At 47.3% G+C, this 20,486-nt stretch carries 19 protein-coding genes; 9 read left to right on the top strand and 10 right to left on the bottom strand.

Annotated features, from left to right (window positions below):
• Positions 1-32: 32 nt before the first annotated feature.
• From GV64_RS20035 to GV64_RS20000, 8 genes are all read right to left on the bottom strand, one after another.
• The gene (locus tag GV64_RS20035) at positions 33-1,214 is read right to left on the bottom strand and encodes a CD0519/CD1768 family membrane protein (protein ID WP_020581569.1); all 1,182 of its coding nucleotides are present in this window, start codon (positions 1,212-1,214) and stop codon (positions 33-35) included.
• A gap of 196 nt (positions 1,215-1,410) precedes the next feature.
• The gene (locus GV64_RS20030) at positions 1,411-2,991 is read right to left on the bottom strand and encodes a peptide chain release factor 3 (protein WP_020581568.1); all 1,581 of its coding nucleotides are present in this window, start codon (positions 2,989-2,991) and stop codon (positions 1,411-1,413) included.
• A gap of 218 nt (positions 2,992-3,209) precedes the next feature.
• Positions 3,210-4,028, bottom strand: a complete 819-nt coding sequence (locus GV64_RS20025; RefSeq protein ID WP_026258123.1) for a hypothetical protein — start codon at positions 4,026-4,028, stop codon at positions 3,210-3,212.
• A 100-nt stretch (positions 4,029-4,128) separates the two neighbouring features.
• Positions 4,129-5,046, bottom strand: a complete 918-nt coding sequence (locus GV64_RS20020; RefSeq protein WP_152554132.1) for a hypothetical protein — start codon at positions 5,044-5,046, stop codon at positions 4,129-4,131.
• A gap of 222 nt (positions 5,047-5,268) precedes the next feature.
• A complete protein-coding gene (locus tag GV64_RS20015; RefSeq protein ID WP_020581565.1) occupies positions 5,269-6,417 on the bottom strand; it encodes an ABC transporter permease in 1,149 nt (382 codons plus the stop codon).
• On the bottom strand, positions 6,411-7,112 hold the full coding sequence (locus tag GV64_RS20010) for an ABC transporter ATP-binding protein (RefSeq protein WP_020581564.1): 702 nt from the start codon (positions 7,110-7,112) through the stop codon (positions 6,411-6,413). Before GV64_RS20010 ends, GV64_RS20015 begins: the two co-directional genes overlap by 7 nt.
• A 15-nt stretch (positions 7,113-7,127) precedes the next feature.
• Positions 7,128-7,730 (bottom strand): ZrgA family zinc uptake protein, encoded by a 603-nt coding sequence (locus GV64_RS20005; protein WP_020581563.1) that lies wholly within the window; start codon positions 7,728-7,730, stop codon positions 7,128-7,130.
• Positions 7,727-8,272: a putative ATP-dependent zinc protease gene (locus GV64_RS20000; protein ID WP_020581562.1), complete on the bottom strand. Its 546-nt coding sequence runs from the start codon at positions 8,270-8,272 to the stop codon at positions 7,727-7,729. Before GV64_RS20000 ends, GV64_RS20005 begins: the two co-directional genes overlap by 4 nt.
• Positions 8,273-8,410: 138 nt before the next feature.
• Here GV64_RS20000 and cpsG point away from each other — a divergent pair, with 138 nt between their 5' ends.
• From cpsG to GV64_RS19980, 4 genes are all read left to right on the top strand, one after another.
• Complete coding sequence (cpsG, locus tag GV64_RS19995; protein ID WP_020581561.1) at positions 8,411-9,778, top strand: phosphomannomutase CpsG; 1,368 nt, start codon at positions 8,411-8,413, stop codon at positions 9,776-9,778.
• A gap of 67 nt (positions 9,779-9,845) precedes the next feature.
• The gene (gene galU / locus GV64_RS19990; RefSeq protein ID WP_020581560.1) at positions 9,846-10,670 is read left to right on the top strand and encodes a UTP--glucose-1-phosphate uridylyltransferase GalU; all 825 of its coding nucleotides are present in this window, start codon (positions 9,846-9,848) and stop codon (positions 10,668-10,670) included.
• Positions 10,671-10,979: 309 nt separating this feature from the next.
• Entirely contained in the window at positions 10,980-12,476 is a 1,497-nt protein-coding gene (locus GV64_RS19985; RefSeq protein WP_020581559.1) for a hypothetical protein, read from the top strand.
• 312 nt (positions 12,477-12,788) lie between these two features.
• Positions 12,789-13,424 (top strand): hypothetical protein, encoded by a 636-nt coding sequence (locus GV64_RS19980; protein ID WP_020581558.1) that lies wholly within the window; start codon positions 12,789-12,791, stop codon positions 13,422-13,424.
• A 66-nt stretch (positions 13,425-13,490) separates the two neighbouring features.
• On the opposite strand, the gene ispB is transcribed toward GV64_RS19980, so the two are convergent.
• The gene (gene ispB / locus GV64_RS19975) at positions 13,491-14,468 is read right to left on the bottom strand and encodes an octaprenyl diphosphate synthase (RefSeq protein WP_020581557.1); all 978 of its coding nucleotides are present in this window, start codon (positions 14,466-14,468) and stop codon (positions 13,491-13,493) included.
• 468 nt (positions 14,469-14,936) lie between these two features.
• On the opposite strand from ispB, the gene rplU reads away from it, so the two are divergent.
• From rplU to proB, 4 genes are all read left to right on the top strand, one after another.
• Entirely contained in the window at positions 14,937-15,248 is a 312-nt protein-coding gene (gene rplU / locus GV64_RS19970; protein ID WP_020581556.1) for a 50S ribosomal protein L21, read from the top strand.
• A 96-nt stretch (positions 15,249-15,344) separates the two neighbouring features.
• Positions 15,345-15,602 carry a 50S ribosomal protein L27 gene (rpmA, locus tag GV64_RS19965; RefSeq protein WP_020581555.1) on the top strand — a complete coding sequence of 86 codons (258 nt, stop codon included), beginning with the start codon at positions 15,345-15,347 and terminating at the stop codon, positions 15,600-15,602.
• Between the two features lie 232 nt (positions 15,603-15,834).
• On the top strand, positions 15,835-17,034 hold the full coding sequence (gene cgtA, locus GV64_RS19960; RefSeq protein WP_020581554.1) for an Obg family GTPase CgtA: 1,200 nt from the start codon (positions 15,835-15,837) through the stop codon (positions 17,032-17,034).
• Entirely contained in the window at positions 17,031-18,158 is a 1,128-nt protein-coding gene (gene proB, locus GV64_RS19955) for a glutamate 5-kinase (RefSeq protein WP_020581553.1), read from the top strand. Before cgtA ends, proB begins: the two co-directional genes overlap by 4 nt.
• Before the next feature lie 80 nt (positions 18,159-18,238).
• Here proB and rpsT read toward each other — a convergent pair whose 3' ends face one another.
• Entirely contained in the window at positions 18,239-18,508 is a 270-nt protein-coding gene (gene rpsT / locus GV64_RS19950) for a 30S ribosomal protein S20 (protein ID WP_020581552.1), read from the bottom strand.
• A 368-nt stretch (positions 18,509-18,876) separates the two neighbouring features.
• Between rpsT and murJ the strand changes: the two genes are divergently transcribed.
• Positions 18,877-20,454, top strand: coding sequence for a murein biosynthesis integral membrane protein MurJ (gene murJ / locus GV64_RS19945; RefSeq protein WP_020581551.1), 1,578 nt, complete (start codon positions 18,877-18,879; stop codon positions 20,452-20,454).
• The last annotated feature ends 32 nt before the right edge of the window (positions 20,455-20,486 follow it).

Genomic DNA, 20,486 nt, shown 5'->3' with positions numbered 1-20,486 from the left:
ACCTGTAAAATGAGTTGAGCGTGGTTGCCAGTTTAAACAATAAGAGGGCTGAGCAGAAGATAGAGATAACGGGCTGCGACACCGGCACAGATACCGCCAATAGTGTGAGCAAGTATGGCTTTGGACGTCAGTTGGCGAAAGCCCAGCGAGTCCAGCATGGCAGTATGAGTACTGAGATAACCGCTCCAGCACATACCCATGGCGGTGAAGACCGCAATATCACTGCCACCGATAATTCCCTGACTGATAAAGTTAGGCACCAGTGACATGGCTGCACCTACGGCCCCCAGAGAGGTGATTGGAAAAGCAACCAGCTCTGCATGGTCAAAGCCAAAGAGCAGTTCAAACAGCCAGGTGATATGGCTGGCCAGCTTTGGTAGCAGGGCAACCCCTTCAAACGCACCACCAGTGTAACCGGTTGTTGGCGCCCCAAAGGTGAGAACCATCACAAAGGTACTGATAATCAGAACGCCTGGAATAATGGCGACGCCCATTTTGACTCCACCTTTACCGCCATCCAATAGAGCGTTAAGGAATCTCAGCCAGACTGGGTCAGTAGAACTATGGTCGTCAAGCAGTTCACTGTGTGTATCCTGGATGCTTAATTCGTGAAGCCTGGGATCATTCCGGATAAAGCGTTGCATCAGGCGCGTAGAGATAACCGCACCAACAAGGGCGCCGGCCAGTCCTATCATGGCGGGTATAAAGTAGGTAGCACCGGTTTCACTATTTTGCAGCGTAGCCATAAAGGTGATGACGATAAGACCCATACCGAAAGAGGTGCCAAAGTTGGTCAGGGATATGATCTCATAAGCCTTGAACGAATGGCTGAAGCGACGATCCTTGGCCAGACCAATAATTGCAGGGTTGTCTGAGAAAAAGGTCATCATGGCTGCCATGGCTGCTCTACCAGGCAAGTTGAAGACGGGCCTCATTAATGGAACCAGCAGACGTTCAATCAAAGAAATAACATGGAATTCCATCAGCAGGCGACCCGCAGCACCGGTCAGTACGGTAATTCCCATGAGAAATAATACTGTGTTCAGTAATAGCTGGTGAGCGGTGTTGAAGAGAGTATTGAACATATGGGTAACACCCATGGTCTGGCCAAGGTAGCCAAACAGGAGTCCTGCTGTGACGAGCAGAACTAGGGGTTCTACGATTTGACGTACACCCGTTGAAGTTTCTGATTTGGTCGAGACTGCATCACTCATAGAAATACCAGAAAGAATTAATCATTCAGATTAGACAATATTTTTAGAACCTGCAGTATTGGTATTAGTCAGAAACGGAATAAGTGCAGGCGAGATAACTGAGTCCACTTAGTTGTGGAACTAATAGAAGTTACAGGCAGTCTAAAGCAGACTGCCTGTAAATCCAGAGTCCAGGGATTTAGCTGAGAAGAGCCCGTTAATGCTCTCTGGTGGTTCGGAAAACAACGTCCGGGTAGCGCTCTTCAGCCAGGGATAAATTGACACGGGTTGGTGCCAGATAGGCTAGGTGGCCACCGCCATCTATTGAAAGGTTATCAGCGCATTTGCGCTTGAACTCTTCGAGCTTTTTCGTGTCGCTGCAATCAACCCAGCGAGCCGTGTTGACATTGACGGGTTCATAAAGGGCATCAACGTTGTATTCGTCTTTCAAGCGGCGCATAACGACGTCAAACTGAAGTACACCCACCGCACCGAGAATCAGGTCATTATTGTTCACGGGCATGAATAGTTGAGTAGCCCCTTCTTCAGACAGCTGCTGAAGCCCTTTTTGCAGCTGTTTCAGTTTCAATGGATCTCTCAGACGAACACGTCGGAACAGCTCTGGGGCAAAGTGGGGGATCCCCATAAACTTCAGCATTTCGCCCTGAGTAAAGGTATCGCCAATCTGAATTGTACCGTGGTTGTGCAAACCGATAATATCGCCGGAAGTTGCTTCATCCACATGTGAACGGTCGCCAGCCAGGAAGGTCACGGCATCGGCAATTTTAATATCTTTACCAATTCTGACGTGCTTCATTTTCATGTTGCGAGTGTATTTACCGGAACAGATCCGCAAAAAAGCGATGCGGTCACGGTGCTTGGGGTCCATATTTGCCTGAATTTTGAACACAAAGCCTGAGAAGCTCTCTTCGTCGGCAGCAATTATACGGTCACTGGTCTCACGGGGAATGGGTGAAGGAGCCCACTTGACGAAATCATCCAGCATTTCCCGAACACCAAAGTTGGACAATGCGGTTCCAAAAAATACAGGTGTCATTCTGCCAGCAAGGTATTCTTCAAGATCAAATTCATGGCTGGCACCGCGAACCAGTTCAATTTCTTCAGTCAGATCTTCATGAAGGTCACCCAGCAGAGCTCTGGCTTCTTCCGACTCTAACCCCTTGATCTGGATATCATCAGGGATAACACTGGCTTGACCCGGTTTGAAAACATGAATGGTGTCGGTGTAAAGGTTGTAAACCCCTTTAAACTGCTTGCCCATTCCAATAGGCCAGGTGATAGGAGCACACTGAATTTTCAGGATATCTTCAACTTCATCCAGTACTTCTATCTGGTCGCGGACTTCACGATCCATCTTATTCACAAACGTGAAGATGGGCGTGTCACGCAGGCGGCAGACTTCCATCAACTTAATGGTTCGGTCCTCGACACCCTTGGCCCCATCAATCACCATCAGGCAGCTATCTACCGCAGTCAGTGTTCGGTAGGTATCTTCCGAAAAGTCTTCGTGTCCGGGTGTATCCAGCAGGTTTACCGTACGACCGTGATATGGAAACTGCATGACCGAGGTAGTGATGGAAATTCCACGCTCTTGCTCCATTTTCATCCAGTCAGAAGTCGCCATTCGGCCACTTTTTCGACCTTTTACTGTACCCGCAAGCTGAATGGCGCCACCCAGTAGCAGGAGTTTTTCGGTAATGGTTGTCTTACCGGCGTCAGGGTGGGAGATGATAGCGAAGGTGCGTCTGGCTTCAACTTCCCGGGTGAGTGATGACATGTTTGGGTTCCGAATTGTGTACGTATCTCTGTACACAATTGGGCTGTGTACAAAATAACAAATAGTCAAAAGCTGGGTGAATTATCCAAATCGGTGGAGGGACTGCAAGTAGGCAGGAGGTTTTCCTGTAAATCCGAGGGGGCTGCAAGATGACAAAATAACACCGAGCCGGTGATTATAAAGAGCTCTGGTAAGGGGGACATCACCTGTCCCGAAGATTAATAAAAATGGTTCTTATCACGGCCTGTGGGTTTAAAATCAATCATGATTCGTGAAGGCTGGTGATACCAGGTATCAAAGTCGTAATTTGGATAGCTGATATTAGAAACCAGTTTGTAGCCACTGATGTTTTCCGGTATGCCTCTTGTCGAGATAATTCGAGAGTAGACTTTACCTGCTTTCATATTATTAGTGATTTCTCTTTTGACATTGACTGTAATTTCTTCCAAAGCTTCAGTTAAATCATTATGGCGACTAAAGGTAATATTGGCATCAAGAGGGTAATTGAAAAGCCCCCAGGAGTTTTCCTGGTCGAGGAGTAGAAATCGGCCAGAACTGTTTTCGTTGAAATCGAACATATTCTGGGCTTTGATTGCAGTCATTAGCTCGTGATTCTGGTTGAAATCGTTGTAAGCAATAGGGGTTCCACTGTTTAGTTTGTACCCTGAAATTCTCCACATTGAATCAGGAGCAAGTTCAATGGCTGTCAGGCTACAGGCGCTTGCTGCCGGAGAAAAGAGTGAAAATGGAAACAGCATAGTGAACAGGACGGGATTATTTATTAAGAGGTAAGACGATGATGAGTATTCTGGAGATGAGAATTGTTTTACTGTGGATGGGTTGAAACGCATGAATGGAGCAGAGATGGGAAGGTGAGGCAGGTTTCCATTTTCAAACCAGCGTCGGGTTTTAAGGGAGTACAAATCCATTGCAAGGTAGTCAACAGGATAATCATCTTTTGCGTTGATACTGCTGGAAAAGGTACAAAAGAATGAAAGGGAGATAGAAAAGATTAATGTTCTGGTCATTACGTTCATGGTGGCTTACTTCGTAAGTATAAACTGAGAATTAAAGACTTCTTCATCACTGGATAGTTCCTTCAAATTGCAGAAAGCATTGTAATGGTGGTGATACGTATCAACGGTATCCACCATTTTTAAAGTCCACCATGAGCCGTGACGGTTTGTGATACCAGCTGGAAAAGTCAAACCAGTCTGGATAGTCAGGCCTGGTTACCAGTTGATAGTTCTGTTGGTTTTGAGTGGCGCGAACGACCCGTGATGAAATATTTCCGGCTTTCATACCATTAGTGATGGTACGTTGAACGTTAACAGTCACCTGCTCAATGGCCTCTCCTGAAACTTCATCAAAGCGCGTGAATGTTACGTCTACATCAACAGGGTAATCTACGATACCCCACCAGTTCTCCTGATCAAGCAGGAGGAAGCGACCCTGCGCTGTTTTTTGCCGGTCGTACATTTCATATTCTCTGGCATTACTCATGGCGTCTTCGTTGAAAGCGAGGTCGGAATATCGTATGGCTCCACCATGCGCAACTTTGTAGCCTGTAATTTTCCAGGGTGAGTTTTCCGGGAGTTCAATAGAGGTCAAGCTAGCCGCTCCTACGTAAGGCCAGACTGCATGGGATACTGAGTAGATAGTAGCTACTGTGATAGCAACAACCGCTACCACCACGGCAACGCCAATAAGGCCGTCCGAAACCCGGTCACCGAATGAGGAGTTTCGGTCGTTGGTATACCCTCCCCAGAAAAATGGTACATCCCACCAGCCCCAGTGAGTATGATGATGGGTGTGTTCAACACGAACATTGTTGGGGTTGCCTGAACCAGAAGGGTGGTAGTAGCGATTCAGCTTAAGCTGATAAAGAGCCATATGGCGGTAATCGATCGGTGGTGAGTAGTTACTATGGCCTTGCATAATGGAAGGTTCTGGAAATCCACTGGCATAAGTATTTAGATGAGGATAAATAATAAAAATTGCCAGAAATAGCGGCAAAGTTATTTTCGATAGTGTGTTGGAACTTCGTGTGGACATTCTCTGATTCCGAATGGAAATTTTCCGATTTGTCTTTTCGGAAATAAAATTTCCCATCTTAGTTGATGAAAACAGGCATGATTTCATTGGAATCAGGTTGTGTTGAAAAGTTCCCCTGTATGGTGCTCTTATTGATGCTTTTCGTTGTATTCTTCTGAAGTTTCGGGCTTTTATCCTTTATTGAAGTTTTTTAATTGATGTTTTTACTTGGTATAAAATATCTTAATTCATCAGCCATTTTACCATGAAAAATTCAGATGCATGAATTGATGAAAGATCGCTGGATACAAAACCCAATAAAAGAGCGCCTGAAATAATTAACAGGGGTTCAAGTACGGCCATTATATTGATGTAGCTCTGGCTCATGCCCAGTGTTCGATAAAGCAGTATTTCCTGTTTTCTTTCCTGAATGTTTCTGGTTAATGCATAAAACAGGGTTATCAGGCACAACCCCAGAGTTACCATAGACATGGAAATCAGGCTCATTGCTGCTTTGTTGAGGTAGCTGTATAGCGTTCCAAGCTCTTTGGCTGGCATGGCTGCTGTTATGTTCAATCCCCGTTGGGCTGCAGACTGCGTCAATGTCTGTTCCATGGCCAGAAGAGCCATCCGATCTCTAAGCTTTATATCTATATAAGAAATATCATCAGGGCTGAGCCAACTCGTAGCATGGCCGCCAGCATAACGTTGTCTTGCTGTTATCAATCCATCAAGGGGGACAAAAATTACATCATCTTGATGGGTATTTAAGCGTGGCAAAATACCTGCAATGGTAAATAATTCTGGGTACTCTTGTTCTAATATTGGTTCACTGCCATCGGCAATCGTAATCTGGTCGTTGATTTTATAACCAAGGTGCTTAGCAATATTCGCACCGATATAAGCAGTCATTGGGTTATCGCGTAATGATACTGTTTCAGTATGATCATTCAGCTTGTTTTCTCTCTCTAGCTCATTGGTGTGTTGTTGAATCAGTTGTTCTATACCTTCTGGGCTGGTGCCAATGACAGTGATTCCACGATGGGTCTCACCATAAGCGTAAGGAATGGCGTATTCAATTTCAGGATGGTTTATCAACTCATCCAGGTGACTCTGGCTTATTGCGGGTGGCGACGAACCTATCTGAAATAATGAGAACAGAACCAGTGGCAGATGAGCTGTTTCCATGCTGATGATCAGATCGTGCTTCAGTGAGTACTGATTAATATTTTCAATCAGTTGCCCCTTGATGTTCTGGAAAAGGAAAAAAAGATAGAAGCCAAAGCTTAGAACAGCCAACATGGCAACCGTGTTTTTTTTCCGGTAAGCCATACTTTTCATCACATGATGAAAAGTGATTTTTGTATTACTGAGCCAGTTGACGTTTACCATAGTTTGGCTACCTGTTGGGAATGGTTGATTTTTGACATATCAAGACAGCGGTCAAACCCCGGGTATGGGGTATGGTCAACACAGATTAATGTTTGCTCATGCTCTTTCGCTGATTGCAACAGCATTTCATACATGGTTTGTCGGGTCAGTGGGTCCAGTGCTGACGCAGCTTCATCCGCCAAAATCAGTGAAGGCGTGCCGATCAGCGCCCGTGCAATAGCAACGCGTTGCTGTTGACCAATACTCAGCTGGCCTGTGCTCTGGCGCAGCAGCTCCGGGTTCTCCATTTTGAGAGCGGCCATCAGTTGGTAAGCTTCGTAATTGGCCGTTGTTTTGTGAGCTTCCAGTCGCTGCTGGCGCAATTCAGATAAACGACAGGGGAGTAGAATGTTTTCCAGCGGGTTTAGATAGGCAATCAGTGTTGGTTGTTGAAATATGTAGCCAACCTGTCCTGACCGAAATTTCTCCTGCTCAGATCCGGAAAGCTGATCTATTCTCTGGCCAAATATTTCAATCTTGCCACTGTCCGGTATGAGTAAGCCTGCCAGTATTTGCAGCAGGCTGGTCTTGCCTGAGCCATTCAGTCCGGTTATCTGAAGACGCTCGCCTTTCTCGACAGTGAATATGGGAATAGACAGGTAGTTCTTATTTCCTCTGTTCAATTCCAGGTTTTCTATAGTCACTGCCTGATTCATGAGTGTATCCCTTCTTTAATCATTCAAGAGTTGCCAAAGAATATGAGTCAGGCTTCGCTTTTTCTGTAGCTGGACCCTTTTCTGCTTTTGGCTGAGCTGCTGTTTACTTTGCCAGCTGTCGCTGATTAACCAGACGCTGGCATGTTTTAAGCCAGGCATTGCTTTGAAACCGCGAAATTTTAAATGGGAGAGTTCTTCCGGGTTTTCGCACTCATACTCAAGATATCCCGTGATCTGCTGGGAGATGATGGTTGTTGCAGGTGAGTTCGTTGAGGGTGAGAGACTGTCTGCTGGTTCTACAAGAAATTGTTTTTGTGTCTGTTTGCACCCGGCATCGTCAGGCAGGGTTGCCAGTGGAGAAAACTCGTTCAGGTGATTAGCCAGAGAGTGAATGGGTTTTCTGGTAATGGTGCGGGCTGCCTCAGGGTTCATGGAAAGGAACAGGCTCAGGGTTTCCCGTTGCAGATTAATGTCCAGCTGGATAGAGGCTGGCTCATAGGCCCGATGCAGCCTTTGTCCGGGAGCACTTTCTTCCGCATGAGCCGGAAGTACTGAGAAAGTCATGACGAGCAGAAGCATCGTAACAACCTCTTCTGCTGCTCCTATACGAGCCCTCATTGGCAGTCTTCCTGCAGAAATTTCACCCCGGAATCAATCAGAGCGGTATCTTTAAGGAAGTTGCGGCCAATCAATAGTTGTTGCGGAAAGTTGCTCCGGCTAATTAAGGAGGTATCAACAGAGCGAGAGATTTTTCCTACCTTGATGGTATTACGAACCACTGCACGTTCACTGGGAGCACCCTTGTGAGTGATTATTCTGGCCACCCGACTGACCGGCTGATGCATGGGGGTTTTCTGGCCACTTTCCTTATGAATGAAGTCATAGTGAACCCAGCGCACACCATTTCGTTTGATGTGCATGCGAATGTTTCGTGCGTCCAGAGCGGTGGTGGTAGCGCCACTATCCACTAGAGACTCGACCTTTTGCTGTTTAATGCTAACCAGAGTGGCGTTTTCCAGGTAACCAAATAATGGGCGTCCTTCGGTAGTGCAAGGCTGTTTGGCACCTATTGCGGATAAGGACAGGCAGGACAAAAGGAGTAAACTCAGCAGTTTTGAAATTAGCTGTTGAGTACAGTATTTGGTAATTGCCTGGTTCATTTGGCGTATTTCAATGCTGTTCAGTTCGGTGGCTATCTCATTAGCTATCGGCGACCCATGCGGGTGCTCAATGCCATTTGTCTATCGGGCGTTATTCGTAGTTAAATACAGACTTTTAATTTCCGCTGCGACTGAGAAATGACCAATCTCCCCTGCTTCAAGGCATACGATATCCGTGGCCGCCTGCCAGATGAACTTAATGAAGATATTGCTTACCGCATAGGTAGAGCCTATGGCGAGTACCTTAAGCCGAAGGATGTTGTGGTGGGTGGTGATATCCGCCTGACCAGTGAGGAACTCAAGCACGCCTTATCTGAGGGTTTGCGTGATGCTGGGGTCAATGTTCTGGATATTGGCCTGTCTGGTACGGAAGAGATCTACTTTGCCACATTCCATCTGAGGGTTGATGGCGGTGTTCAGGTGACGGCGAGTCACAACCCGATTGATTACAACGGCATGAAACTGGTGAAGGCCGGTGCGCAGCCCATCAGTGGTGATAATGGTTTGAGGGAAATTCAGCAGCTGGCAGAAGAGAACCGGTTTGCGGAACCTGCGGCAAAACGAGGCGACTATCAGAAGGTCTCTGTTCTGAATGATTATGTCAGCCACGTTCTGGGCTATATCCAGGCTGAAAGCCTCAAGCCGGTGAAACTGGTGGTTAATGCTGGTAATGGTGCCGCAGGGCATGTGGTGGATGCTATTGAGGAACGATTCCAAGCCGCTGGTGTGCCAGTGGAATTTGTTAAAGTCCTCCATGAGCCGGATGGTAATTTCCCCCATGGTATCCCTAATCCATTACTGCCAGAATGCCGTCAGACTACTGCGGATGCCGTTCTGGAGCATCAGGCTGATATGGGGATTGCCTGGGATGGCGACTTTGATCGCTGCTTTCTGTTTGATGAGCAGGGGCAGTTTATTGAAGGGTATTACATCGTCGGGTTATTGGGGGAGGCATTCCTTGCGCATAACCCAGGGGCAAAAATCATCCATGACCCCAGACTGACATGGAATACCATCGATCAGGTCAAAGCAGCGGGTGGAGAGCCTGTACTGTGTAAAACTGGCCATGCCTTTATCAAGCAGCGGATGCGTCAGGAAGATGCGGTGTATGGCGGTGAGATGAGTGCTCACCATTATTTTCGTGACTTTGCCTATTGTGACTCCGGCATGATTCCCTGGCTGCTGGTCGCTGAGTTGCTGGCCAGAAAGGGCCAGCCCTTGTCCGCGCTGGTTAGTGAGCGTATCGCCATGTTCCCGTCTTCCGGTGAAATTAACAGCAAGTTGACCGATCCTCAGGCCGCTATCGATCGAGTACTGGCCCACTATCAGCAAGATGCTCTGGAAGTCGATAATACCGATGGCATCTCTCTGGACATGGGGCAGTGGCGCTTTAATCTGCGTCTTTCCAATACCGAGCCGGTAATTCGTCTGAATGTAGAAAGTCGTGGAGATGAGGCGTTGATGCAGAAAAAAACTGCAGAATTGCTGAAGATTATTCGCGACTGACATTTTTCAAGAGACTGCTGTTTGAAGGTAGTCGCTTAGTTTGAGTTGGATAAATAAAGAGCCTTAAATGCTTAAAAAATGCCTTTTCCCAGCAGCAGGTTATGGAACCCGGTTCCTGCCAGCCACCAAATCCATGCCCAAAGAGATGATGCCTATCGTCAGCAAACCGCTGATTGAGTATGGCGTTGAGGAGGCGCTGCAGGCCGGTATGTCGGATATCTGCATTGTGACCGGTCGAGGCAAGCGCTCGCTGGAAGATCACTTTGATGTGAACTACGAGCTGGAGCATCAGATTTCAGGTACGGACAAGGAAAATCTGTTGTCTGATATCCGTAGTGTGATTGACCAGTGTTCATTCTCCTACACTCGTCAGCGCGAGATGAAGGGGCTTGGGCATGCGGTCTTGACTGGCCAGACTTTGATTGGAGATCAGCCATTCGGTATGGTGCTGGCGGATGATCTCTGTATCAACCTGGGTGGTCCGGGAGTTTTGGCTCAGATGGCGCAACTTTACAAGCAGTTCCGTTGCAGCATTGTTGCTGTTCAGGAAGTACCAGAAGATGAAGTGCATAAATATGGGGTTATCTCTGGCCAATATATCTCTGAGGATCTAATCCGTGTTGAGAATATGGTCGAAAAGCCAGCGAAAGAAGATGCGCCCAGCAATCTCGCGATCATTGGTCGTTATATCCTTACTCCGGATATTTTTGACCTGATTCATGATACGCAGCCTGGAAAGGGTGGCGAGATTCAGATTACTGATGCGCTGATGGCCCAGGCGCAGCGTGGCTGTGTAATGGCGTATAAGTTTAAGGGCGAGCGTTTCGACTGTGGCAGTATTGAGGGTTTTATTGAGGCTACCAATTACTGCTACGACAATCTCTATACTTAAGTATTATGGGCGCCGACTCTTTGTTAGGGGCGGCGTTTTTGTTATCTGGGTATTGTTATAGTGTATTGCTGTCTAATAATGGCATTTATAAATCATACTATTGATTAATGCGTAGTTTTGTTCCAGTTGCCCCTTGATTGTAAGTATATTTTAACTGGATTTGTTTTTAAATTTAATTGATTGTTGTTCCTGCCTTTTTGTTTATTATTCTTTAGTCCTATACCAATGAATATGCAGACCTGTTTATGATTTTAGGGGTGTTTGCAGTTGCTCTTGATGAAAGCTTTGGGATGTAGTATGGAGAATGGTATGGATAGTAAGGCGTTTGATTTAATAAATAATATGCTGGAATCTGAGGTCTATAGGATTAATTATCCTTTTGGTATAATTGAAACTAAAGAGGGAGGATTTCCTGTTCTATACGATGGCAGGTCCGTACAAGTTTGTAATGTGTTGTGTAAATTAAACTCAGAAGATCAAAGATTGGCTCGAGAGACATTAGGTGCATTTAATGATGCTTTGATTTCTCGAACTCCAGTAAAGGTTTCTGCTGGGGAAGAGCTAAGAGGAAAGAGAGTAGAGTTATTAATAGATGATTTAATTGCTCAGTCTGAAGAAGCTTTGAAGTTTGAATTTGATAAGGCGTTAGTAGCTGATAATTTAATTCGTAAAGAGTGCAGGCGATATGGTGCGTTAGGGATGATGGGGGCTAGAACAGCAGAGCTTGTAAGAGTTGAGAGTCGGGGGGTGCTTATTAGGCGAAAACTTGGCGAAGCTCAAAATGCTTACGAGCAGAAGAAAGCTGATAATCGAGCAATAGCTCAGTTGTTTTTCGAACGTTATGGGAAGCGCTCATTTAAAAATGAAGGAGAGGTATTAAAGCACTATGACTCTGTTTCTGCGGCTTATCATACCAAAGAGCAAAGAAAACTTTTTTTTGAGCTTTCTCAGATCAGTGAAATGCTAGTAAGACAAGCTAGAGAGAAGCGGGATGGTGTTCTGGTTTTTCCGGGTAGAAGTCTAATTGCCTGTGCGGACTACATAGAAGAGAAGTATCCGGATATTAAAGTTATTAAAATTCCGCTTAGTCAAGTGGATCAATATGAACATTTTTCAAAATTCGGGATGGTAAGCCACAAAGAGGGGCGCCATGTCAAAGCCAGGGCATTAAAAAATAGTGAAATTGATCTGGCTATATCGTCTATCAGACGCTCAGGTGACTTGCCTGAAGCACTAAGGTCAGAGATTCTTGAGCCTGTTGATAAGAGTAGGAGTGATTTTGAATGCAGGGCTGACCAGGTTCAGGCTCGTTGTAATAGCTATTTGGATGACTATCTGTCAGAAGTTAAAGATAAAAATTTGATTCTGGTTGATTATACGGCTTCTGGAAAGGGTTTGAAAAATTTTGCAGATATGGTGGAGAGTTATAGTGGCTCCCGCCAACTTACAAAAATTGCAGTTTTTGCTAATGGTAAAGCTGCTCCTGCCTATATTCGTCAGCCAGCTGAAGTGAAAAGCGTAATGACATCTTTGGGTTTTGATAGAGCGATCGGCTGCTTCCCAAAAGAAAATTTTTCAAACACAAGTCGACTTGAAAGTATTTTAATAAACGCTGATCTAGATGGTTTTTCACCCTATGGGAAACATACGTTGGAAAATATAGTGCGAGGTATCACTGTCAAAGGTGTAGTAGCTGAAGATTATGACGGGGTCCATGCGGTTAGGGCTGTAGCTGGTCAAGCTGTTGCCTTGTCTTCGACATTTTCAGATAGAGAAAAGGGAGCGAAATGGGAAATGATTACTTAACCCTTGGGGTGTGTATGTTTAGGGGCGAACGTTGTGACTATGGCAGCATTTAGGATTTTATGGAGGCTACCAACTACTGTTACGATAACCTTTACTCTGAATAAGTGAAAAAGCCGGCTTAAGACTGAAGCTGGCTTTTTTAAGTCTAAAGCTGATACTTTTTTATACCTGTCTGTTTTTTACCTCTACCGTCAGTCATGTGAATAGTTTTCAGTCTCTGTTTCTCATGATCTATGTCTATTCTTTTCTCTTAAGCTATGTTTCAATTCGCTTATTCTTAGAATAATAAAATTTATATTTGAGGGTGCTTCGGTGATCAATGATAATGTGGGAGCGCATCCTGCAGGTATCGCTCAGAACACTGAACATGAACAACAGTGTGCTGGAACTATTCGTCAGGATAGAGTTGGCAGATCTGTTTTTTGTCAGAGTTATTTAGGTTTATTTTTTGGTGAGTGGCAGGATAAAGAAAGTGCTGCCGTTAATGTGCCAATATTTGGAAGGACCGTTAGTTTTGTAAGAGGTATTTTGCCAATACCTCTCAGCCTGAGCTGGCCTCTTTTGAAATTTGATGATGAGTGCTGGTTTGTTGCTATACGAACTCTTCCTGATGGAGTTAAAGTGCTTTCACTGGTGCCTGCCAGTGCTGCTGGTAAAAAGGGGCTTGGGCATTTAGATACTCGAAGCATCTCCTGTATTGATCCTCGTATTGATTTTGGCAATGAAATACCTTTGCCTATAGACAATGAAATTTCTTTTTTAATAAATGATCATGGCTCAAACTCTGGTTTGGGAGATGCCTTGCAGAAAGCGGGCATAGTTCGTTTGATTGGTAAACCAATAAACTTATTAGCTGATGAACAGCTGCGCATATGTAGTTTGGTTGAAGCGGTCCGGGTTCCAGCGGTTGAAGAGGTGCTGGAACCATTCAGGGCGAGAGAGCGTTGAGTAACCAAACGCCATTCTACACTGGTTATCCAGGTAGAATGGCGTTTGGTTCAGGTTAATGCTGATTCAAAAACTACGTGCAACAGCAAAGTCCGCTAGGTCCGCCATGGCACTGCGGAACTCGCCTTCAGGCAGCAGGTTCAGGCACCGCTTGGCTTTGGCTGAGTACTCCTGAGCTTTGGCGGCGGTATACTGAAGTGCTCCACAGCTGCGAACGGCTTCAACAACGGCTTCAATATTATCCCTTCCACCCTGTTCAATGGCTTCCCGGATCAGCGTTTTCTGATCACCAGTACCATGCTTCAGTGTGTAAATCAGCGGCAGTGTAGGTTTTCCTTCTGCCAGATCGTCACCCAGGTTTTTGCCCATGGCTTCAGCATCACCATCGTAGTCCAGCAGGTCGTCGACCAGCTGGAAGGCGATGCCGAGATAGTTGCCGTAGTTGGCCATATCGCTTTCAAGTTCCGGGTTGGCCTTGCTTAGTATCGCTGCGGTATGACTAGACGCCTGAAATAACATAGCGGTTTTGCAGCGAATGACTTCCATGTAGTCATCTTCAGTGACATCCGCATCATGAATATTCATCAGCTGCATCACCTCACCCTCGGCAATGATATTGGTAGCATCTGCCAGGATGTGGAGTAACTTGAAGTTTTCCAGACCGACCATCAGCTGAAATGCCCGCGAGTATAGAAAGTCGCCGACCAAAACACTGGGGGCATTCCCCCAGAGTGCGTTGGCGGTATCTTTGCCGCGACGGAGATCGGACTGGTCAACCACATCATCGTGTAGCAATGAGGCGGTGTGCAGGAACTCAATAATGGCTGCAAGAGGGATGTGATTGTAGTCGTTATAGCCGCAGGCGCGAGCAGTGAGCAGTACTAATAGCGGGCGCAGCCGCTTACCACCAGATTTAATGATGTACTCACCGATTTTGCTGACCAGGGCAACATCCGAGTGCAATTGCTCATGGATGCACTCGTTCACCCTTTTAAAATCGTCGTGAACTGCGGTCTGAAAAGAAGCTTGTTGTTTGTCCGGCATCTGGTGGCTGTTTTGATGGGGCGAAATGAGGCATCGTATTTAGTGCTACTGCAACTGTCAATAGCAGCCTGCTTTGAAGGCACTTATACAGAGTCTCTACGGGGAGCTTACTTATCTCTGTGAAAGGTACTGAAGGCCTTTTAATCTCTTTTGTTGAGCAAGAGGGGATAAATTGCCAACAGGTCTTGCCAGAGGGGCTGGACTTCCTTAAAATTTGCGCCCCTATCTGAGAATCCGGTGCGGTGTGCCGTTTTGTCATGGATTGCTGATATTGCAGATACAGTTCGCTGGTTTCAGCAAATTATCAGCTCATGAGGTGCCGCCCATCCCTGATGGTGCCTGTAGGCCATAAAGGCCCATCCAGCCCACAGTTAGTGGTTTTTAGATAGATACAAATTCCGTCGTGCCTTTCCAGGGCTGACGGATGCCTTTGACAAAGAGGCTCTCAGGATTTTCGGAGATCAAAATATGTACGCAGTTATCAAAACTGGTGGTAAGCAGTACCGCGTGACCGAGGGAGAAATCCTGAAGGTTGAGAAGCTGGACACTGCCGCTGGTGAAAGTCTGGAAATCAGCGACGTTCTGCTGATCGCTAATGGCGAAGAGCTGAAAGTCGGTGCTCCAGTGATTGAAGGTGCCAAGGTTACTGCTGAAGTTGTCAGCCATGGCCGTGGTCCAAAAATCAAGATCATCAAGTTCAAGCGTCGTAAGCACCATCGTAAGCAGATGGGTCATCGTCAGTGGTTCACTGAGCTGAAGATCACCGGAATTGCCGGTTAATTATTGCTGATGGATCCGTTCGGATCTGTTTAACACTTCTAAGGACGGTCTCTGGTGTGGTAGCTGGCGACAGGTCCGGGATAAAAGGAGAGCAAGATGGCTCACAAAAAAGCTGGCGGTAGTACCCGTAACGGTCGCGACTCAGAAAGTAAACGCCTTGGTGTCAAAATCTTTGGCGGTCAGGCTATCCAGGCGGGTGCCATCATCGTTCGTCAGCGTGGTACCAAGTTCCACGCTGGTGCTAACGTAGGTATCGGTAAGGATCACACTCTGTTCGCTAAAGCCGACGGCAAAGTCGTGTTTGAAGTGAAAGGTCCAAAGAAGCGCAAGTATGTCAGCGTAGCCGCTGCATAATGGCGTTTGGGTCGTCAGTGGTTATCTGATGATTGCTGACGGCTCCCCTGAAAGCCCCGCTATCGCGGGGCTTTTGTGTATTAGGTTCTGTTATACCAGACAGTGCCTCCAGATAGGTTTTGCTTATTTATTGGAACGCCACTCATGGTTGTCCATAGGTAGCTCAGAGTTTATCTGCAGGCATTGCAGATGGCTGGTATCGCTGCAATTGTTGTTGCAGGAGAGTTAGGCAATGAAGTTTGTAGATGAAGCGACAATCGCGGTTCAGGCTGGCAAAGGCGGTAATGGCTGCCTGAGCTTTCGGCGTGAAAAGTTTATTGAAAAGGGTGGTCCTGACGGCGGTGATGGTGGTGACGGCGGCAGCGTCTATGTTATTGCTGATAACGATCTGAACACCCTGGTGGATTACCGCTATCAAAAGCACTACCAGGCGCAGAATGGTGGGCCTGGGCGTGGACGGAATTGCACCGGAGCTAAAGGTGCAGATGTTGAACTGAAAGTGCCGGTTGGTACTACGGTTGTTGATAACGATACAGAAGAGGTTGTTGGTGATCTGACACATGTAGGGCAGCGCATCAAGGTAGCCCAGGGTGGCTTTCATGGTTTGGGCAATACCCGCTATAAATCCAGTGTGAATCGTGCTCCCAGACAGACCAGCCCGGGCTCCGAGGGAGAGCGCAGAGATTTGCGCCTGGAGCTTAAAGTAATTGCTGATGTCGGGCTGTTGGGCATGCCCAATGCGGGTAAATCCACGTTTATTCGTGCGGTTTCCCAGGCACGGCCTAAAGTTGCTGATTATCCATTTACTACACTCGTTCCAAATCTTGGAGTGGTAGCGGTGGATCGTCATCGTGGGTTTGTGATTGCTGATATCCCTGGTTTGATTGAAGGCGCTGCAGAGGGCGCGGGCCTCGGTATTCGCTTCCTCAAGCATTTGGCCCGTTGTCGTATCTTGCTTCACCTTGTGGACGTGGCGCCTTACGATGATACCGATCCGGCTGAGTCCGCCAAGGCAATTATTCATGAGTTGGAACAGTTCAGTGAAACTCTGGCTGCCCGTGATCGCTGGTTGGTGCTGAATAAAGTGGATCTGCTGCCTGAAGATCAGCGTGAAGCTGTCTGTCAGCACGTTATCAAAGAGCTGAACTGGACTGGGCCTGTTTATCAGACTTCCGCTATTTCTGGGCTGGGTACGGATATTCTTTGCCAGAATATTATGAACTTTATTGAAGAGCGTGCCCTGGAACAAAAAGAAGATGAAGCGCTGGCTAAGCAGGAAGAAGAGCAGCTGAGTAAAATGGAGTCTGAGGCTCGCCTGCGCATGCGGGAGCTGGCAGAAGAGCGTCGTGCTCGCCGTGCTGCTAAGAAAGCGGCGGATAATGATGATGACGACGATGATGACGATCATGATGTCGAGGTGTTCTACGTATGAGTGAGCGCAACCGGTTACGGACAGCTCGGCGCTGGGTAATCAAAATTGGCAGTGCGCTTTTGACCAATGAGGGGCAGGGACTTGATCTTGAGCGAATGGATGGCTGGGTAACCCAGATGTGCCAGTTGCATGATCAAGGTGTCGAAGTCGTGCTTGTCTCCTCTGGTGCTGTAGCAGCAGGAATGGAGAAACTGGGTTGGATGGAGCGGCCAACGGCGCTTCATCAGTTGCAGGCCGCTGCTGCTGTCGGTCAGGCTCGTCTGGTTCAGGCCTGGGAGATGGGTTTTCAGAAGTATGGGATTCAGCCAGCGCAGGTGCTGTTGACCCATGATGATCATAGTAACCGCAGGCGTTACCTGAATGCCCGAAGCACACTGAAAACCCTGCTGGAAATGGGGGTGGTACCGGTCATTAATGAGAATGATACCGTTGTTACTGATGAACTTCGCTTTGGTGATAACGATACGCTTGCGGCGCTGGTTGCCAATCAGGTTGAAGCGGATGTTCTGGTGATTCTGACGGATCAGGATGGTCTGTTTACTGCAGATCCAAGAACGAATCCTGATGCCAAGCTGATTCATGAGGTGCGTGCACGTGATGAATCTCTGGATTCCATGGCGGGCGGTGGTAGTGGCCGACTTGGCAGAGGAGGGATGCAAACCAAGTTGCGTGCCTCCCGACAGGCGGCAGCATCCGGTGCGGCGACCATTATTGTTGGTGGTCGCGCGGATGATGTGATTACCCGTATTTTCGAGGGTGAAGAGCTGGGTACTTTGTTACTTCCGGATCAGGAGCCGATGGCAGCCCGTAAGCAGTGGTTGCAAGGGCATCTGAAGACAGCGGGAGAGCTGGTGCTGGATGCAGGTGCTGTTCGTGTACTGAAGGAACAGGGTAAGAGCCTGTTGCCGGTGGGGGTAAAAGCGTTGAGAGGAAGCTTCCAGCGTGGTGAGATGGTTACCTGTCTGGATGAAAATGGTAATGAAGTAGCTCGTGGGCTGATCAATTACGGTGCCAGCGAAGCTGAGCGTATTATTGGCAAGCCCAGTCATCAGATTAAGGTGCTGTTAGGTTATCAGCGTGAGCCTGAGTTGCTGCACCGGGATAACATGGTGTTTGCTTCTTAATAGCGAGACATAAAAAAACCGGCCATTGCCGGTTTTTTTATGTCCTGACAGTACAGAATGGCTGTCAGTATCAGGGAGACTTAGGCAGTAGCCAGAGCCTTAACCTGAGCGTTCAGGCGGCTCTTATGACGAGCAGCCTTGTTCTTGTGGATAATGCCCTTGTCAGCCATACGGTCGATGACAGGCACAGCTGCAGTTAATGCAGCCTGAGCAGCTTCAACGTCTTTGCCGTCGATTGCTTTGATTACTTTCTTGATAGAAGTACGAACCATAGAACGCAGGCTGGCGTTATGCTGACGACGGTCTTCAGCCTGACGGGCGCGCTTACGTGCAGAAGGAGAGTTAGCCATTTCGGTGCTCCTGGAAAATCAATTTGTTTGGGGTTGTCTCAGGGCGGCTTAGGGGCACCCTGCATGGAATAGGTTGTTTGCCGCAGTTACTGCCAATATCCCGGGTAAGACATTGTCAGCCCATATCCCACTTTCATTTAGCTCAAGGCTATTTAGTCGCGGAACTATGCCGATTTAGCGGGTGCTTGTCAATACGACATACTGCCTGTGGAGCTTTGAATCTGCCGGATTGGGGCGTTTTTTATAAGTCTGTGCAAGGCGTTTCTCAGAGCTTGTTTGTATACAGTTTAAGAAATATCGTGGGCAAACCGCTATTACGTTGGATATGATGATCTGTTTATTCTTATACTTTTTAATTAAGTCTTGAAATGATCGACTCCGAAAACAGTCCACCATCTAATCAGCCCAAGCAGAAAAAGTCCGGGTTGCTGAGGTCAAGCCTGGTGGTGGGAATTATGACCATGCTTTCTCGAGTGCTTGGTCTGGCCAGAGATGTGGTGGTTGCTGGCTATTTTGGCTCTACGGCTTCGGCTGATGCCTTTTTTGTGGCTTTTAAGATACCGAACTTTCTTCGCCGCCTTTTTGCCGAGGGCGCATTTTCCCAGGCTTTTGTGCCCGTATTATCGGAATATCGCACTCAGCGGAGTTTTGGAGATGTCCGGGAGTTGGTTAGCCGAGTCAGTGGAACTTTGGCGGGCACACTGGTGCTTGTGACTGTTCTGGGTGTTTTATCTGCACCACTGTTAATCAGGCTGTTTGCACCAGGCTTTATCAGTGAACCGGAAAAGCTGGCCCTTGCTGGTGAAATGTTGCGTATTACATTTCCCTACCTGCTGCTGATTTCCTTAACCGCATTGGCGGGTTCCATTCTTAACACCTATGGGCGTTTTGCAGTTCCGGCATTTACTCCGGTACTGCTTAATCTCAGTTTGATTGGTTCTACCCTTCTGCTCACTCCATGGTTTGCTGAGCCAGTGATGGCATTAGCCTGGGGAGTGGCAATTGCAGGTATTTCTCAACTGCTGTTGCAGGTTCCCTTTCTTTTGCAGATTCGTTTGCTGCCTGCTCCCAAGTGGGGGCCTCAACACGAAGGAACCCGGCGGATTATGAAACTGATGATACCTGCACTGTTTGGTGTATCGGTCAGTCAAATCAATCTGTTATTGGATACTGTGCTGGCATCGTTTCTGCAAACGGGTAGCGTTTCCTGGCTTTATTACTCGGATCGTTTGTCCGAGCTTCCACTTGGCGTTTTTGGTATTGCCATTGCAACAGTGATCCTGCCAAGCCTTTCAACCCGGCATGCTGAAGCCGATAGCAGACACTTCTCAAGAACACTGGATTGGGCAATCCGGCTGGTATTGCTGATTGGGGTTCCTGCAGCAGTAGCTCTATTTATTCTTGCAGGCCCACTGATTGCGACACTGTTTGATTATGGTGAAATGACGGACCGGGATGTTCTGATGGCTGCCATGAGCTTGAAAGCATATTCTCTCGGTATCATCGCTTTTATGCTGATCAAGGTGTTGGCTCCTGGTTATTTCGCTCGACAGGATACCAAAACACCAGTAAAAATTGCCATTAAGGCGATGGTGGCCAATATGATCTTTAACCTGATTCTGGTATTCCCGCTTCAACATGCGGGGCTGGCCTTGGCTACGACCCTGTCAGCTTTTCTGAATGCCGGTTTGCTTTATCGTGGTTTAAAGCAGTCTGATGTTTATCGGCCCGCGAATGGTTGGTTGGTCTATTTTGCCCGGCTGCTGGTTGCCAATCTGGCTATGGCAGCAACCCTGTTCTGGCTGGCTGCAGATATCGAGAAGTGGCTGGTCTGGTCACTATGGGAGCGGGTATCCCAGACAGGCCTGTTGGTGCTGTCCGGGATACTGGTTTATATCATTGTGCTGCTAGTTAGTGGTGTCAGGCCAAAGCACTTCAGGCATTAATGGCTTTCTACTTTCGCTTCCTGATTCGCATT

Origin of the sequence: Endozoicomonas elysicola, assembly GCF_000710775.1 — a bacterium.
Lineage (GTDB): Bacteria > Pseudomonadota > Gammaproteobacteria > Pseudomonadales > Endozoicomonadaceae > Endozoicomonas > Endozoicomonas elysicola.
The sequence above is the reverse complement of the archived record's forward strand: the minus strand, read 5'-3'. Positions and strand labels throughout refer to the sequence as shown.

What these genes read in the sequence shown, in the direction of transcription:
- GV64_RS20035 (WP_020581569.1), bottom strand. Translation starts at nt 1,214, where the DNA reads ATGAGTGATGCAGTCTCGACCAAATCAGAAACTTCAACGGGTGTACGT.
- GV64_RS20030 (WP_020581568.1), bottom strand. Translation starts at nt 2,991, where the DNA reads ATGTCATCACTCACCCGGGAAGTTGAAGCCAGACGCACCTTCGCTATC.
- GV64_RS20025 (WP_026258123.1), bottom strand. Translation starts at nt 4,028, where the DNA reads ATGAACGTAATGACCAGAACATTAATCTTTTCTATCTCCCTTTCATTC.
- GV64_RS20020 (WP_152554132.1), bottom strand. Translation starts at nt 5,046, where the DNA reads ATGTCCACACGAAGTTCCAACACACTATCGAAAATAACTTTGCCGCTA.
- GV64_RS20015 (WP_020581565.1), bottom strand. Translation starts at nt 6,417, where the DNA reads ATGGTAAACGTCAACTGGCTCAGTAATACAAAAATCACTTTTCATCAT.
- GV64_RS20010 (WP_020581564.1), bottom strand. Translation starts at nt 7,112, where the DNA reads ATGAATCAGGCAGTGACTATAGAAAACCTGGAATTGAACAGAGGAAAT.
- GV64_RS20005 (WP_020581563.1), bottom strand. Translation starts at nt 7,730, where the DNA reads ATGAGGGCTCGTATAGGAGCAGCAGAAGAGGTTGTTACGATGCTTCTG.
- GV64_RS20000 (WP_020581562.1), bottom strand. Translation starts at nt 8,272, where the DNA reads ATGAACCAGGCAATTACCAAATACTGTACTCAACAGCTAATTTCAAAA.
- cpsG (WP_020581561.1), top strand. Translation starts at nt 8,411, where the DNA reads ATGACCAATCTCCCCTGCTTCAAGGCATACGATATCCGTGGCCGCCTG.
- galU (WP_020581560.1), top strand. Translation starts at nt 9,846, where the DNA reads ATGCTTAAAAAATGCCTTTTCCCAGCAGCAGGTTATGGAACCCGGTTC.
- GV64_RS19985 (WP_020581559.1), top strand. Translation starts at nt 10,980, where the DNA reads ATGGATAGTAAGGCGTTTGATTTAATAAATAATATGCTGGAATCTGAG.
- ispB (WP_020581557.1), bottom strand. Translation starts at nt 14,468, where the DNA reads ATGCCGGACAAACAACAAGCTTCTTTTCAGACCGCAGTTCACGACGAT.
- rplU (WP_020581556.1), top strand. Translation starts at nt 14,937, where the DNA reads ATGTACGCAGTTATCAAAACTGGTGGTAAGCAGTACCGCGTGACCGAG.
- rpmA (WP_020581555.1), top strand. Translation starts at nt 15,345, where the DNA reads ATGGCTCACAAAAAAGCTGGCGGTAGTACCCGTAACGGTCGCGACTCA.
- cgtA (WP_020581554.1), top strand. Translation starts at nt 15,835, where the DNA reads ATGAAGTTTGTAGATGAAGCGACAATCGCGGTTCAGGCTGGCAAAGGC.
- proB (WP_020581553.1), top strand. Translation starts at nt 17,031, where the DNA reads ATGAGTGAGCGCAACCGGTTACGGACAGCTCGGCGCTGGGTAATCAAA.
- rpsT (WP_020581552.1), bottom strand. Translation starts at nt 18,508, where the DNA reads ATGGCTAACTCTCCTTCTGCACGTAAGCGCGCCCGTCAGGCTGAAGAC.
- murJ (WP_020581551.1), top strand. Translation starts at nt 18,877, where the DNA reads ATGATCGACTCCGAAAACAGTCCACCATCTAATCAGCCCAAGCAGAAA.